Source organism: Hanstruepera neustonica (genome assembly GCF_002895005.1).
Taxonomy (GTDB): Bacteria; Bacteroidota; Bacteroidia; order Flavobacteriales; family Flavobacteriaceae; genus Hanstruepera; species Hanstruepera neustonica.
The window spans coordinates 129,049-144,065 of the sequence record NZ_POWF01000008.1 but is presented as its reverse complement, the minus strand read 5'-3'; the positions used below and the strand labels follow the sequence as shown (position 1 = coordinate 144,065).

Here is a 15,017-nt window from a genome sequence, read left to right as displayed (position 1 = left end):
AATCACTAATTCAATTTAATAAATAACCATGAAACATATTATCAAATCAGTTGCAGCATTTATAACAGGACTTGTAGTTCTTACAGGCTGTAATAACAGTAATCAGTCAAATAGTAAATCTGGTGCACTTGCCAGTAATGTAGCCGAAAAAGTATACGTGGCTCCAGGAGAACACGATGAATTTTACGCCTTTATTTCCGGTGGATTTAGTGGACAGTTATCTGTTTATGGCTTACCGTCAGGGCGTTTATTTAAGGTTATTCCTGTTTTCTCACAAGATGCAGAAAAAGCGTGGGGTTATAATGAAGAAACTAAACCCATGTTGGAAACCTCTCATGGTTTTGTACCTTGGGATGATGCGCACCACCCAGATATTTCGCAAACGGCAGGAGAAATAGATGGTCGTTGGGTATTTATAAATGGTAATAATACACCTCGTATAGCAAAAGTAGATTTGTCAACTTTTGAGACTACAGAAATAATTGAAATACCAAACAGTGCTGGTAACCACAGTTCTTCTTTTGTGACTGAAAATACCGAGTATGTTGTAGCTGGTACACGTTTTTCTGTACCAATTCCGCAACGTGATATGCCAATTAAAGATTATAAAGGAAACTTTAAAGGGTCATTAACCTTTATATCTGTTGAACCAGAACATGGCCATATGGATATTAAATTCCAGCTAATCATGCCAGGCTTTGATTACGATTTATCGCATCCAGGTCGTGGAAAATCGCATGGTTGGTTCTTCTTTACTACTTATAATACTGAAGAGGCTAGTACACTTTTAGAGGTTAATGCATCTCAAAACGATAAAGACTTTATCGCAGCTGTTAACTGGAAAAAAATTGAAGAATATGTGAATAATGGTGGAGGCACCATGATGCCAGCTAATTATGCGCATAACGTTTATGATGAGTCTACTCACATGGCAACATCAACCCTAAAAAAAGAAGTCCTTACGGTAAATCCACTTGAAGTTCCAGGAGCAGTATTTTTATTACCGACACCTAAATCACCTCATGGTTGTGATGTTGATCCAACTGGCGAATATATAGTGGGTAACGGTAAATTATCTGCAAATTTAACAGTACACTCATTTACTAAAATGCTTGATGCCATTGAGAAAGAAAAATTCGCAGGTGATGCTTATGGTATTCCAATTCTAAATTTCGAAGATGTATTGGCAGGTTCGGTAGAACAACCAGGATTGGGCCCTTTACATACTGAATTTGATGGTAAAGGAAATGCCTATACAACATTCTTTATTTCATCAGAAGTAGTGAAATGGAAGTTAGGTACTTGGGAAGTGCTGGATAGACAACCATGTTACTATTCGGTTGGTCACTTAATGATTCCTGGTGGTAACTCTCAAAAACCTTGGGGAAAATATGTTGTTGCCATGAATAAAATTACTAAAGACCGTTATTTGCCAACAGGTCCAGAAGTAACACAATCGGCTCAATTATATGATATTTCAGGTGAAAAAATGGAATTATTATTAGATTTTCCAACCATAGGCGAGCCTCACTATGCTGCGGGTTGCCCAGCCGATTTAATTAAGCCTCGTTCTAAAAAATTATTCCCGCTTGAAGAAAATAACCATCCTTATGCTACTAAAAGTGAAGCAGATACTAAAGTGGTAAGAGATGGCAATATTGTTCATGTTTACATGACTATGATACGTAGTCACTTCTCACCAGATAATATTGAAGGTGTTAAAGTAGGAGACAAGGTATATTTCCATGTTACCAATTTAGAGCAGGATTACGATGTGCCGCATGGTGTAAGTATGATTGGAGCCAATACATCAGAATTACTGATTATGCCAGGACAAACAGAAACTTTCCTTTGGGAACCAAAACAGGAAGGTGTATGGCCTTTCTATTGTACAGATTTCTGTTCGGCATTACACCAAGAAATGCAAGGCTATGTTCGTGTATCTGCAGCAAACGCAAATACACCGTTAAAATGGTCTCTTGGTGAGGATATAGAATAAAACAAATTAGGAGAATTTTGTTTTAGTGTTTATTTTCCTATCAAAGGCGAGAGCTATTATTTCGCTCTCGCCTTTCTATTAAAACACTAATTATTAAGAGACATCTGATTTTTTAAACTACTAATTCCTATTACAATGAAAAAGCCAAATATAATCATGCTATTGGCCGCAATATTGCCACTCGGACTCTTTTTGTTTCCGCTTTGGAAGATTACATTAGAAGCACCGCAATATCCTACGCCTTTAGGGATGTATATTTATATTAATGATTTTGCTGATGCTAATCCGCACGACATCAAGAATATAAACCTTATGAACCATTATGTGGGTATGAAATATATTCCTGAAGCTATTCCTGAATTTAAAATATTTCCGGCTGGGATTCTTATAACTACTGTAATAGGACTAATTATTGCCTTTAAAGGTAACTATAAGTGGTTTTTGTATTGGTTTATACTCATGATTGTATTAAGTAGCGCTGGACTTTATGATTTTTACCTTTGGGAGCATGATTATGGGCATAATCTAGATCCAAGAGCCATCATGAAGTTTACTAATCCAGATGGTTCACAAATGGGCTTTCAACCACCATTATTTGGTACAAAAGATATATTAAATTTTAGAGCACATTCTTACCCGCGTTTAGGCGCCTACTTTTTGGCCTTGGGAATAGGAACATCGTTGATAGCTTACCTTATAGGAAAGAAAAACCATAAAAAATATTCAGATGTATAGAAAGCTTTAAAAAAACAAAAACACTAAAACACTAAAAAATGCAAACACTAAAACACTATCTGGCACTTACTATTTTTGTACTCTTGGTGAGCTGCAATGTGTCACCAAAGCCAATTGATTATGGTAATGACGGTTGTCATTTTTGTAAGATGACTATTGTAGATAAGCTGCATGCTGCAGAAATTGTAACCCAAAAAGGAAAAGTGTATAAATTCGATGCTACTGAATGTATGATAAATTTCTTAGATGAGTTTGATACTTCTGAAATTGAATTGTACTTATCAAATAACTATTCTGAACCTGAAGCATTAATTGATGTTACACAAGCCACATTTTTAATTAGTAAAAATGTACCAAGCCCTATGGGAGCTTTTCTATCGGCTTTTAAAAATAGGGAAGAAGCAAAAAAAGTTCAATCTGAAAAAGAGGGAACACTTTACACTTGGCAAGAATTATTAACGCATTTTAAAGACTAATCATGAAGCTAAAACTCTTATTTATAGCTGCCATATTTGTGGTAACTTCTTTGGGTGCGCAAACAATTAATGTATGTAATAGCTGTGATGTTACCTCTTTAACCCATGCCATATCTTTGGCAAAACCTTTTGATACCGTAATGGTGAAAAAAGGTATTTATAAAGAGCATAATATAAAAATAGATAAACCTTTGACTTTGGTTGGTGAAAACTATCCGGTTATTGATGGCGAATTAAAAGGTGAAGTCATTACTATAATTTCTGATAGTGTTACAGTAGATGGGTTGTTTATAATTAATGTGGGAACAAGTTACACTGAAGATTATGCAGCTATTCGTGTTAAAAAAAGCAAACACTTTGTAATACAAAACCTAGTTTTAGAGAAACTGTTTTTTGGTATTTATCTAGAAAAGTCCAGTTATGGTAAGGTATATCATAACAAAATAATTGGTGATGCTGTAGAAGAGTATAATTCTGGAAATGGTATCCAATTGTGGTATAGCCATTATGTAGATATAGAGCACAATTTTGTTGAACATGTTCGTGATGGTATTTATCTAGAATTTTCAGATAATTGTGTTATTAAAAACAATGTTAGTGCAGAAAATTTACGGTATGGATTGCATTTCATGTTTTCTAATGATGATATCTATCAAGACAATACCTTTGAAGATAATGGAGCAGGAGTGGCTGTTATGTTTTCCAAGAAAATAAAGATGCTAAATAACCAGTTTAGGGAAAATTGGGGAACAGCATCTTATGGTTTGCTGTTAAAAGAAATAAACGATGCTGAAATTATAGGGAATACGTTCGAAGAGAATACAATAGGTATTAATTTGGAGGGCTCTAACCGCATTACTTATAAGAACAACAATTTTGCCAATAATGGTTGGGCTATAAAGGTGAGAGGCGCATGTTATGCTAATCGTTTTATAGAAAATAATTTTTTATACAACTCTTTCGATATCTCATATAATAGCAAGGTTAATGACAATATTTTTGATAGAAATTATTGGAGTAATTACACAGGGTATGATTTGGATAAGGATGGCATAGGCGACGTGCCTTATAGACCTGTAAAACTGTTTTCGTATATAGTAAACCGTACACCAGAAACCATAATTCTTTTGCGTAGTTTATTTATTGATATCATAGATTTTTCAGAAAAAGTATCTCCGGTATTTACACCAGACAATCTTATGGACAACAACCCACAAACAAAGCGTATAACATGGTAAGTATAGAAAATCTACATAAAAAGTTTGGTAAGAATGAAGTGCTTAAAGGTGTTGACTTAAACATTAAAAGTGGCGGTATTTTTGCAGTGCTTGGCCCAAATGGATCTGGAAAAACTACCTTAATCAAATCGGTACTTGGTATGGTTATTCCCAATAAAGGGACTATTACGGTTCAAGGGGAGAATATTAAGAAGAATTCAAGCTACAGGCATAATATTGATTATATGCCACAAATTGCCAACTTCCCAAGCAATTTAAAAGTAAAAGAGCTTATCAAAATGATTAAGGATTTGCGAAACCACACCAACGACGATCAAAACCTTATTCAACTTTTCAAGCTAGAACCATTTTTAGATAAAAAATTGGGAAACCTTTCTGGTGGGACGAAGCAAAAGGTAAACATAGTATTAACCTTTATGTTTGATAGTTCACTCATAATTTTAGACGAACCTACCACAGGGTTGGACCCTATTTCATTAATTCGGTTAAAGGAATTGATTCAAACAGAAAAGAAAAAAGGAAAAACCATTTTAATCACATCACATATTATGAGCTTTGTAGAAGAGGTTTCCGATGAAATTGTGTTTTTGTTGGAAGGCAAAATCTATTTTAAGGGTACCATATCAGAATTAAAAACCAAGACCAATCAGCCAGATTTTGAACATGCTATTGCGTCTATATTATCAGACAACAATGCTTAAAATTTTAAAATATAGTTTTTTCGATTTAATGCGTAGCCGTTGGAGTTATGTGTATTTTGGGTTTTATCTACTATTGGGAGTTGTGCTCTTGTTTCTTAATAACGATTTGTCTAAAGCAGTCATTACTTTAATGAATGTTATCATTGTTTTAGTACCACTTATAGGAACCATTTTCGGAGTGATGTATTATTACAATTCCAAAGAGTTTTCTGAATTGCTTTTAGCGCAGCCACTTAAACGATCTTCCATTTTTTTAGGTCAGTATCTGGGTGTTGCTTTGTCTTTAACCATGAGTTTAATATTGGGATTAGGTATTCCATTTGTGTTTTATGGTTTATTTAAAAGTAATGCCATTTGGGATTTTTCATTACTACTTATAACCGGAACATTTTTAACCCTCATATTCACAGCATTGGCATTCAATATTGCCTTGTCTAACGAGAATAAAATTAAAGGCTTTGGTTATGCTATTTTGCTGTGGTTGTTTTTGGCCATTATTTATGATGGTATCTTCTTAATGACCTTAATATTTTTTGAAGATTACCCTTTAGATAAATTATCCTTGGTGGGTACCATGCTTAACCCTATTGACTTGTCTCGAACATTAATCTTATTAAAGCTCGATATTTCAGCGCTTTTGGGTTATACGGGAGCTATATTCAAACAATTTTTTGGAACAAGTTTCGGACTCATAGTATCCTTTATTATGCTCATAGTTTGGGTTGTTCTACCCGTATTACGCATTATGTTTAAATCTAAAAGAAAAGATTTTTAATTATGAAAGTATCAAATTTAATAGTTGTTATTGTGTTACTCTCATTAGTGAGTTGTAAAAAAGAAGTGAAAACTGAAGCTAATAATACAGTTGACGATATTTCAATAGTTGACACCTTAAGTTTAAAATTAAATGTAGGTGACAAATGGTTAGTGAATACAGAAACTCATGAAGGTGTCACAAAAATGAACGCTATAATTTCGGACTTTAAAAAAAGGGAAAACACCAATTATAAAACTTTGGGTGACTCCTTATCAAAGCAAACAAGCTACATTATTAAAAACTGCACTATGACAGGTGAGCCACATGATCAATTGCATGTTGTTTTGGTTCCCATGCTAGATGAAATTGCTATACTTCGTGAAACTGAAAATGTATCAGATGCAGCAGAGGCATTAACAAATTTGCAGGCATTAATTCAGGCGTATTTTGAACACTTCAAATTATAATAAAATGTGACCAATATCATGTTTCAACATAAAAAGATGAATTAAATTTGTACCATGATTAAAAGTATAACCCATAAAATAACAGCGTATGTTTTAGTAGTTATTCTACTGGCGCATAATATCAATACGTTGGTTATTGTGGGTGATTATTTAGCTAATCAAGATTTCATAGCCAAAACACTTTGTATTCAGAAAGATGACCAACAAGGTTGTAATGGTAAATGTCATTTAAAAAAGCAGTTAGCTCAAAATGAATCTGGAACCAATGGTAAAGCACCAGTTCAAGAAAGCAAGCGTGTTGTTTTAGATGTATATTTTGTGTCAGATGTTAATGCTGTTGAAGCCCAATTTATTTCTTTTCATATAAACAAAAACAAGGTGTTTTATCAAACACCAATCATTACTGAAACATATCTCTCAATTGATACACCACCTCCAAACGTGGTTTAGTTTCTTTTATTAAAAACATGACGTTTTTATTCTTTTCTAACCAGATATTGATGGTTGGACAAGGTTTTTATATTAAAATTTTTAAAAAACGAGTCCAAAAATTATGTATCAATGCTTGTAGCTATTTGTAAGCTACTAGCTATTGGTATGCTTTAAAACAAATTAAAATGAAACTTAAATATATTTTACCTATCCTATTTTTAGCACTTGCTACTGTTGCTTGTTCTTCAGATGAAAATGATGATTACACACCACCAACAAGTGAAGTTGATGGATTACAACTTATTCAAGAACTTTCAAACGACACACATACTATTGAATTGTACAATCAATCGGGTTTGTTCTACACTGGTTATAATAATATAAGCTTACGTATTAAAAATAGGTCGAACAACGAATATGTTGAAGATGCAAGCATAACATGGATGCCTATGATGCAAATGCCTACTATGCAACACTCATGCCCTAAAACCAACCCTGAAAAAGTGACTGGTAAGAATACCATTTACCAAGGAGCCATAGTTTATCAAATGACAAATACTGACGGCTCTGGATGGTCATTAATGCTTGAATATACTATTGATGGTATGGATTATATGGTTTCTGAAACTATTGCCGTAATGCAAAATGACAATCAAAATGTGTCTAGCTTTATGGGCAGTGATGATAGCCGTTACATCGTGGCACTTGTTGAACCAAAAACCCCTATTATTGGTAACAACGATTTAGTTGTTGGAGTTTATAAAATGGAAAATATGATGTCTTTTCCAGTAGTTGAAAACTATATGCTGACTCTAGACCCACGTATGCCAGGTATGGGTAACCATAGTTCTCCAAACAATACCAACTTAACATTTAACACAGCAGACACTATGTACCATGCTAATTTATCACTAACTATGACAGGGTATTGGGTGTTGAATTTAAAACTAATGAACACAGATGATGAGGTTTTAAAGGGTGAAGATGTTACCGATACTAACGAGCAAAGTAGCTTGTACCTAGAACTAGAATTTTAATTTCAAACTGAACCTCGATGCCCAGCATCGAGGCTTCTTCTAAATTGGCATTCATTCAATATTAAGAATGTCATTAAACACTATAGATATGAAAAAGCTCTTTATAATTTGGGGCCTTATATATAGCACGCTTTCATTTGGGCAAGATACCTTGCCCTCAATGGAAAAGGATACAACCCAGTTGGATGAGGTTATCTTAATATCACAACGAAAATTAAGTAATTATCGCCAAGAAAAAACATTGTCAAGTATAGACGATTATTTAGAAAAGTCTAATCGTATTACTATGGTTAAACGTGGCAATTATGCATGGGAACCCACATTGAGTAACATGACAAGCGAACGTTTAAACGTTACCATAGATGGGATGCAGATATTCGGTGCATGTACTGATAAAATGGACCCTATTACATCGTATGTTGATGTATCAAACCTTAAAAGGGTAACCATTGCTTCTGGGCAGGAAGGCACTGAAAATGGCCATTGTGTTGGTGGTGCTGTAGACCTCCAGTTGCCAGAATCAAAATACTATGACTTTGGTTTAAAATCCAGTGTTGATTTAGGGTATGAAACCAATGGAAATTACAGAACAGCTGGATTGGATGTTGAGTATTCTGGAAGTAGGTTTTATTTGAATGCCGATGGTATTTTTAGAAAATCAGATAATTACGGTGCTGGTAATAACCAAGAGGTTTTGTATTCGCAATTTCAAAAATACAATATCTCATTGCAAGGCAGCTATAAACTATCTGAAAACCATCAATTAGATGCCAATGTTATTTATGATAAGGCTACAGACGTTGGCTATCCTGCATTACCCATGGATGTATCGCTTGCCGAGGCTTTAATTACATCGGTAACGCATAGCTTTGAAAATGATTCTGCATTTATAAAATCCTGGGAGTCAAAACTTTACTTTAATACCATTACACATATTATGGATGATTCACAACGTCCTGATGTGCCTATTCGTATGGATATGCCTGGATGGAGTGATACCTATGGTTTTTACAGTAAAGTGAAAATTGAAGCTAATAAACACAGCTTATTGTTCAATTTAAATGGATTCTATAACCGTTCATTAGCCGAAATGACCATGTATCCTAATGATTCCAATCAACCATTAATGTTTATGTACACGTGGCCAGATATTAGAACACTATATTCGGGTATGTATGCTAAAGATGCTTATGCCATTTCGGAAAATGCCACGGTATCAGCCAATGTAAGGTTAGGTGTCCAAAACAATACTATTGGTAATGAAGTAGGTTTGGAAAGTTTGCAAATTTTTTATCCGGACTTAACCGATTCAAAGAATAGATTTTTAATGGGGTTTGCTGCAGATTATCTCTATAAAAAGCCTAACTACGATATTTCGTTTGGTGTTGGTTATGGTGAGCGCGCACCATCGGTAAGTGAAGGTTACGGATTTTTCTTGTTCAATAGCTTTGATAACTTTGACTATATAGGAAACCCGTATTTGTCCAATGAAAAATCTTTTCAAGCCAATATTAAAGCCAATTATAGCATATATGATTTTAAGATTGGTATTGAAAGTTCATATTTCTATATTATGGATTATATAATAGGAGAAATTGACACAACCTTAAGTGCCATGACCATTGGTGCTTCAGGTGTAAAGGTTTATACTGGATTAGATCATGCATCTATTTTTGATGTGTATTTAAACACGTCATATAATTTTACCGAAAAGTTCTCGGTAAATGGTACAGTTGGGTATAATTACGGACAGGGCAGTAATAACGAACCATTACCAATTATTAAACCATTTTCTTATGTAGCCGAAGTGGCTTATGCAACATCAAAATTCAATGCAGCCTTACAGTTGGAGGGTAATGCAAACCAAAGTCGTTTTAGTAGTTTTTATGGTGAAGACGAAACGCCAGCTTATGGTGTTTTAAACCTTAATTTAGGCAATGTTGTAAATTTAAAAAACAATAAGTTGGTGTTTAAATATGGCGTTGAGAATATTCTGGACAGTTTCTATTCAACCTATGCCGACTGGAACAACATACCTAGACAAGGCCGAAATTTCTATATCAATGCTTCGTTTATAATTAGATAAGAAAATTCCAGAAAGCCTTTGAGGACAACTTTCTGGAATTTTTACCAAACAACTGCTTTAATTTTAAGTTTTGAAGTACTTGTTGTAGTTCAATAAAACAAGCACTTTTTTATGTTTTATAAATAAAGCTTTCAAAATATGATTTATATCATATTAGGTTAAGTTTTTGTAAAGTATTTTTGAATAATTCAAAATAAGACATATTTATCCTATTTAAAATAATGCTAATTAAACTATTATGAAAAAAAATAAAATTTTTGCGGGTATTCTTGTAATATTGGTCTTCATGCTAAATTCTTGCTCTGATAAAGAGGAAAAAAAACAAAATAGTGCCGAAATTTCTGTTAGTCAGGAGATGACAGCGGAATTGACAGCTCCCCCAAATGTGCCAAGACCTATTGGTAGGCGTAAAGCCAAAAAACTTATTGTTGACATGGAAATTCTTGAAAAAGAAGGAACTATGACTGATGGGACAACTTATGTTTATTGGACTTTCGGTGGTTCTGTACCAGGAAGTTTTATTAGAACTAGAGTGGGTGATGAGGTTGAATTCACGTTATCTAACCACCCAGATAATAAATTACCTCATAACATTGACCTACATGCCGTTACTGGACCTGGAGGAGGAGCAACATCTTCATTTGTAGCACCAGGACATGAAAAAACTTTTAGTTTTAAAACACTTAACCCTGGATTATATGTTTATCACTGTGCAACTGCTCCAGTTGGAATGCACATTGCTAATGGTATGTATGGTTTGATTTTGGTTGAGCCAGAAGGTGGCTTACCACCTGTGGATAAAGAATACTATGTTATGCAAGGTGATTTTTACACTAAAGGTGAAAATGGAGAACCTGGACTACAACAATTTGACATGCAAAAAGCTGTTGATGAAGATGCTGACTATGTAGTGTTTAATGGTAGTGTGGGTTCTTTAACAGGTGACAATGCTATTACAGCTAATGTAGGAGAAACGGTTAGATTATTTGTTGGTAACGGAGGACCTAATTTAGTATCATCTTTTCACGTGATTGGTGAAATTTTTGACAATGTTTATATGGAAGGTGGAATGAAGATGAATCATGATGTGCAAACTACATTAGTACCAGCTGGTGGAGCAGCTATTGTAGAATTTAGAGTAGATGTTCCTGGAACATTCATCTTGGTAGACCACTCCATCTTTAGAGCTTTTAATAAAGGAGCTTTGGGTATGCTTAAGGTTACTGGAGATGAAGCTAAAACTATCTATTCAGGAACGAAACAAGAAGGTATTTATTTACCAGAAGGAGGAGGCATTCAAACCATGCCAGATGATGGTAAAGTCAAAACAGAAACAGCTTCTACTGATAAGACTTTAGAAGAAAAAATGGAATCAGGTAAGCAAATATATATGAATACATGTTTTGCTTGTCATCAAGCAGAAGGTCAAGGTATTCCAAAGGCCTTTCCTCCTTTGGCAAAATCAGATTACCTGAATGCCGATGTTAATCGTGCTATTGGTATTGTGTTAAATGGTAAAACTGGAGAGATTACTGTAAATGGAGAAGTTTACAATAGTGTTATGACAAGACAATCATTAAGTGCAGATGAGGTTGCAGATGTTATGACCTATATATATAATTCTTGGGATAATAACAAAACCAATGTAACAAAAGCTCAAGTAGAGCAAGTTAAGAGTGGTCACTAATAATAATTAATAGCAGATACCCATGAAAACTATTTTAAGACTGATAATGAGCGTTCTGTTCACCTCATACCTGACAACAGCTTTTTGTCAGTCTGAAATGGTTCCAATAAAAGGGAGCGTTTATACACCTTTATATGGTAGGGATTCTATGCAAGTAACCATTTCAGATTTTGAAATGGATGTTTATCCAGTTACAAATAAAGAATTTCTGCAATTTGTAAAGAAATACCCCAAATGGCAACGATCTAAAGTAAAGCGCTTGTTCGCTGATAATAATTACTTGATTAATTGGAAATCTGATACAGAATTAAGCAGTGGTCAATCTCTTAATGCACCTGTTACAAATGTATCATGGTTTGTTGCAAATGATTATTGCAAATGTTTAGGAAAGCGATTACCTACAGTAGATGAATGGGAATATGTAGCCATGGCAGATCAAGATATTGCAGATGCAAGAACTAAAGCAAGTTATAATGAGTACATTTTAAGTTGGTATGAAAAACCAAAAACCTTTAATAATGAAATAGGTAGCACATTTAAAAATTATTGGAATGTGTATGATTTACATGGTTTGGTTTGGGAATGGACGTCAGATTTTAATTCAGTTTTAGTTTCCGGAGAGTCTAGAAAGGATGTTGATACAGATACTAATTTATTTTGTGGTAGTGCTGCTATAGGAGCTACAGATCTAATGAATTACGCTGCTTTTATGCGTTACGCTATTCGGGGTAGTCTAAAAGCAAAATACTCCATGAAAAATCTTGGTTTTCGTTGTGTAAAAGATATAAGTGAATAACAATGAAGAAATTTAAATTACTAATAGCACTTTTTTTGACATTAACTGTGACTATATCATGTAAGAATGATAAGTCTAATACTGATATGGTTGTTTATCAATGTCCGATGCAATGTGAAGGCAATAAAACCTATACTGATGCGGAAAGTTGTCCAGTATGTAAAATGGACTTAAAAGCTATTGACCAAGAACCTGATAAAGTTTTGAATAATCAAGAAATTTCAGATGAATCTATTTTCAATTTAACAAATAATTGGAAAACAGAAGAAGGAGGAGCCATTCAACTTGAAGATTTAAAAGGAAAAACCTTGGTTATGGTTATGATTTACACAACCTGTAAAGCAGCTTGTCCGCGTTTGGTTGCCGATATGCGAAACATTGAAGCACAAGTACCTAAAGAAAATCTAAAAGATTTACAATTTGTATTGGTAAGTATAGACCCTAAAAATGATACACCAGAACGATTGAAAGCATTTGCCGAAGAAAATTTAATGGATGATGAGCATTGGACTTTCTTACAAGGTACTGAAAGTGGTGTTCGAGAATTTGCAAATGTATTAGCTGTAAAATATAAACAAATATCTCCTATAGACTTTTCACATTCAAACATCATTAGTGTATTTAATCCACAAGGAGAATTAGTGCATCAACAAGAAGGTTTAGGAGTTGATAATAATGAAACTGTTCAAGCCATTCTTGAATTAACAAATAAATAGAATACTAATCAAAAACTAAATAATATGTTATCAAAAAAACAAGCACGTGCCTTTTTCCTTGGTGGTACTGCAGTGACCTTTATCATATTTATTGGTCTTACTATTTTTTCTTTTAGTAAGGCTCAAGATCAATCTAATGACGAAAATATCACTGAAGCCGTAGTTCGAGGAAAAACCCTTTGGGAAGAAAATAATTGTATGGGTTGCCATACAATAATGGGAGAAGGAGCCTATTATGCTCCTGAATTAACTAAAGTAATTGAACGTAGAGGAGAAGGCTATATTAAAGCCGTTTTAACAACACCAGTGGATTGGGCTCCTAATGGAAGAAAAATGGTAGCTTATGGATTTACCGCTGAAGAAGCTGCGGATTTAATAGCCTTTTTTGAATGGATAGGAGAAATAGATTTAAACGGATTTGATACCGTGGTATCTCCATTAGCAAAAGATAAAACTAACTCTAACTAAAAGAAATTATGAAATATAAATCACAAAAAGTAGCCTATTGGTTTTTTGCCCTATCCATGTTATTGTTTGGTTTGCAAATCATATATGGTTTTATTATGGGGTTTGCTCATGCAGGTTATGATGGATTACATGAATTCATTCCGTTTAATACAGCAAGAGCAGTACATACTAATTTATTAGTAGTTTGGTTATTATCAGGTTTTATGGGTGCAGCCTATTATATTATTCCTGAAGAAGCGCAACGCGAATTGGTAAACGTAAAACTCGCTTATGTACAATTAATAAGTTTAGCTTTAGTTGGTGTTATCGCCATTGTAGGCTATCACTTTAACTATTGGGAAGGTCGTAAATTTTTAGAAATCCCAAGACCTTTAGATTATTTAGTAGTTGTAAATGTACTGTTGTTTTTAGGACTTATTTTAGCAACCTTATTTAAAGGCAAACGCAAAACAACAACCGCACTCGTGCTTTCTATGGGTCTGCTATTTGCAGCCTTGTTATACTTACCAGGTATGCTTCCGTTTGATAGTCAAGTGAAAGATTCTTTCTTCAGATGGTGGGTAGTTCATCTATGGGTAGAAGGTGTTTGGGAATTAATTATGGGTGGTATCTTATCCTTCTTATTAATAAAACTAACTGGTGTAGATAGAGAGGTCATTGAAAAATGGTTATACGTCATTGTTGGTTTAACATTCCTATCAGGCGTTTTAGGTACAGGTCACCACTACTATTACATTGGTGTAAATAAAATTTGGTTAATCGTTGGAGGTATATTCTCTGCACTAGAGCCTTTAGCATTTTTGGCCATGGCATTATTTGCTGTTAATATGTACCGAAAAGGCGAAAAGAAACACCCTAACAAATTAGCATTATACTGGACACTTGGCGCAGCTATAGTTTCGTTTATTGGAGCAGGATTACTTGGTTTCGCACACACGCTGCCACAAACTAATATATATACGCATGGTACTTTGGTAACGGCAATGCACGGTCATTTAGCTTTCTGGGGCGCTTACGCTATGATTGTTTTAGCCATTATAAGTTATGCTTTACCAAATTTAACAGGTAGAAAACTATATGAAAGTACACGCGGTAGAGCTGCGTATTGGTTGTCTAATATTGGTATTATTGGTATGACGGTGGCCTTTGGTGTAGCTGGTGTAGCTCAAGTATATTTAGAGCGAAAGTTTAAAATGGAATTTATGGAAGTGCAAAAAGAAATTGAAATCCATTTTATTGTACTTATCCTTTGTGCAACATTGTTCATGACAGGTATAATTTTATACTTCATTGATTTTTACAAACACGGTAAACCAACAGATGAAGCTCTAGAAATAGCATCATAAATACAGAGTGACTAACTCAAAATAATAATGCCCGCATTACAAACTACAATGCGTAATGCGGGTTTTTCTTTAAACA

15 protein-coding genes are annotated in these 15,017 nt (G+C 34.2%); all 15 read left to right on the top strand.

Features of this window, described 5'->3' with window-relative positions:
• Window positions 1-28: 28 nt before the first annotated feature.
• The 15 genes from nosZ to C1T31_RS11895 all read left to right on the top strand — a co-directional run bounded on the left by nosZ (window position 29) and on the right by C1T31_RS11895 (window position 14,941).
• The gene (gene nosZ / locus C1T31_RS11965) at window positions 29-1,999 is read left to right on the top strand and encodes a Sec-dependent nitrous-oxide reductase (protein ID WP_103052739.1); all 1,971 of its coding nucleotides are present in this window, start codon (window positions 29-31) and stop codon (window positions 1,997-1,999) included.
• Window positions 2,000-2,134: 135 nt separating this feature from the next.
• Entirely contained in the window at window positions 2,135-2,734 is a 600-nt protein-coding gene (locus C1T31_RS11960) for a hypothetical protein (protein ID WP_165780107.1), read from the top strand.
• Between the two features lie 38 nt (window positions 2,735-2,772).
• The gene (locus tag C1T31_RS11955) at window positions 2,773-3,210 is read left to right on the top strand and encodes a nitrous oxide reductase accessory protein NosL (protein ID WP_103052738.1); all 438 of its coding nucleotides are present in this window, start codon (window positions 2,773-2,775) and stop codon (window positions 3,208-3,210) included.
• A 2-nt stretch (window positions 3,211-3,212) separates the two neighbouring features.
• A complete protein-coding gene (locus C1T31_RS11950) occupies window positions 3,213-4,448 on the top strand; it encodes a nitrous oxide reductase family maturation protein NosD (RefSeq protein WP_103052737.1) in 1,236 nt (411 codons plus the stop codon).
• On the top strand, window positions 4,442-5,149 hold the full coding sequence (locus C1T31_RS11945) for an ABC transporter ATP-binding protein (protein WP_103052736.1): 708 nt from the start codon (window positions 4,442-4,444) through the stop codon (window positions 5,147-5,149). Before C1T31_RS11950 ends, C1T31_RS11945 begins: the two co-directional genes overlap by 7 nt.
• The gene (locus C1T31_RS11940; protein WP_103052735.1) at window positions 5,142-5,924 is read left to right on the top strand and encodes an ABC transporter permease; all 783 of its coding nucleotides are present in this window, start codon (window positions 5,142-5,144) and stop codon (window positions 5,922-5,924) included. The genes C1T31_RS11945 and C1T31_RS11940 overlap by 8 nt, the downstream gene beginning before the upstream one ends.
• Before the next feature lie 2 nt (window positions 5,925-5,926).
• Entirely contained in the window at window positions 5,927-6,373 is a 447-nt protein-coding gene (locus C1T31_RS11935; RefSeq protein ID WP_103052734.1) for a hypothetical protein, read from the top strand.
• A gap of 54 nt (window positions 6,374-6,427) precedes the next feature.
• On the top strand, window positions 6,428-6,823 hold the full coding sequence (locus C1T31_RS11930; protein WP_103052733.1) for a hypothetical protein: 396 nt from the start codon (window positions 6,428-6,430) through the stop codon (window positions 6,821-6,823).
• Window positions 6,824-6,990: 167 nt separating this feature from the next.
• Window positions 6,991-7,842 carry a hypothetical protein gene (locus C1T31_RS11925; protein WP_103052732.1) on the top strand — a complete coding sequence of 284 codons (852 nt, stop codon included), beginning with the start codon at window positions 6,991-6,993 and terminating at the stop codon, window positions 7,840-7,842.
• A gap of 88 nt (window positions 7,843-7,930) precedes the next feature.
• Window positions 7,931-9,928 (top strand): TonB-copper family protein, encoded by a 1,998-nt coding sequence (locus C1T31_RS11920; RefSeq protein WP_103052765.1) that lies wholly within the window; start codon window positions 7,931-7,933, stop codon window positions 9,926-9,928.
• 238 nt (window positions 9,929-10,166) lie between these two features.
• The gene (gene nirK / locus C1T31_RS11915; RefSeq protein ID WP_103052731.1) at window positions 10,167-11,615 is read left to right on the top strand and encodes a copper-containing nitrite reductase; all 1,449 of its coding nucleotides are present in this window, start codon (window positions 10,167-10,169) and stop codon (window positions 11,613-11,615) included.
• Window positions 11,616-11,661: 46 nt separating this feature from the next.
• Window positions 11,662-12,411: a formylglycine-generating enzyme family protein gene (locus C1T31_RS11910; protein ID WP_243398941.1), complete on the top strand. Its 750-nt coding sequence runs from the start codon at window positions 11,662-11,664 to the stop codon at window positions 12,409-12,411.
• Window positions 12,412-12,413: 2 nt separating this feature from the next.
• Window positions 12,414-13,127, top strand: coding sequence for an SCO family protein (locus C1T31_RS11905; RefSeq protein WP_165780106.1), 714 nt, complete (start codon window positions 12,414-12,416; stop codon window positions 13,125-13,127).
• 24 nt (window positions 13,128-13,151) lie between these two features.
• The gene (locus tag C1T31_RS11900; protein ID WP_103052729.1) at window positions 13,152-13,595 is read left to right on the top strand and encodes a c-type cytochrome; all 444 of its coding nucleotides are present in this window, start codon (window positions 13,152-13,154) and stop codon (window positions 13,593-13,595) included.
• 8 nt (window positions 13,596-13,603) lie between these two features.
• The gene (locus C1T31_RS11895; protein ID WP_103052728.1) at window positions 13,604-14,941 is read left to right on the top strand and encodes a cbb3-type cytochrome c oxidase subunit I; all 1,338 of its coding nucleotides are present in this window, start codon (window positions 13,604-13,606) and stop codon (window positions 14,939-14,941) included.
• Window positions 14,942-15,017: the final 76 nt, after the last annotated feature.

Bases quoted from the DNA above. Each gene is read 5' to 3' on its own strand.
- C1T31_RS11910 (WP_243398941.1), top strand. From the start codon at position 11,662: ATGAGCGTTCTGTTCACCTCATACCTGACAACAGCTTTTTGTCAGTCT.
- nosZ (WP_103052739.1), top strand. From the start codon at position 29: ATGAAACATATTATCAAATCAGTTGCAGCATTTATAACAGGACTTGTA.
- C1T31_RS11960 (WP_165780107.1), top strand. From the start codon at position 2,135: ATGAAAAAGCCAAATATAATCATGCTATTGGCCGCAATATTGCCACTC.
- C1T31_RS11930 (WP_103052733.1), top strand. From the start codon at position 6,428: ATGATTAAAAGTATAACCCATAAAATAACAGCGTATGTTTTAGTAGTT.
- C1T31_RS11940 (WP_103052735.1), top strand. From the start codon at position 5,142: ATGCTTAAAATTTTAAAATATAGTTTTTTCGATTTAATGCGTAGCCGT.
- C1T31_RS11935 (WP_103052734.1), top strand. From the start codon at position 5,927: ATGAAAGTATCAAATTTAATAGTTGTTATTGTGTTACTCTCATTAGTG.
- C1T31_RS11925 (WP_103052732.1), top strand. From the start codon at position 6,991: ATGAAACTTAAATATATTTTACCTATCCTATTTTTAGCACTTGCTACT.
- C1T31_RS11945 (WP_103052736.1), top strand. From the start codon at position 4,442: ATGGTAAGTATAGAAAATCTACATAAAAAGTTTGGTAAGAATGAAGTG.
- C1T31_RS11920 (WP_103052765.1), top strand. From the start codon at position 7,931: ATGAAAAAGCTCTTTATAATTTGGGGCCTTATATATAGCACGCTTTCA.
- C1T31_RS11955 (WP_103052738.1), top strand. From the start codon at position 2,773: ATGCAAACACTAAAACACTATCTGGCACTTACTATTTTTGTACTCTTG.
- C1T31_RS11895 (WP_103052728.1), top strand. From the start codon at position 13,604: ATGAAATATAAATCACAAAAAGTAGCCTATTGGTTTTTTGCCCTATCC.
- C1T31_RS11950 (WP_103052737.1), top strand. From the start codon at position 3,213: ATGAAGCTAAAACTCTTATTTATAGCTGCCATATTTGTGGTAACTTCT.
- C1T31_RS11905 (WP_165780106.1), top strand. From the start codon at position 12,414: ATGAAGAAATTTAAATTACTAATAGCACTTTTTTTGACATTAACTGTG.
- nirK (WP_103052731.1), top strand. From the start codon at position 10,167: ATGAAAAAAAATAAAATTTTTGCGGGTATTCTTGTAATATTGGTCTTC.
- C1T31_RS11900 (WP_103052729.1), top strand. From the start codon at position 13,152: ATGTTATCAAAAAAACAAGCACGTGCCTTTTTCCTTGGTGGTACTGCA.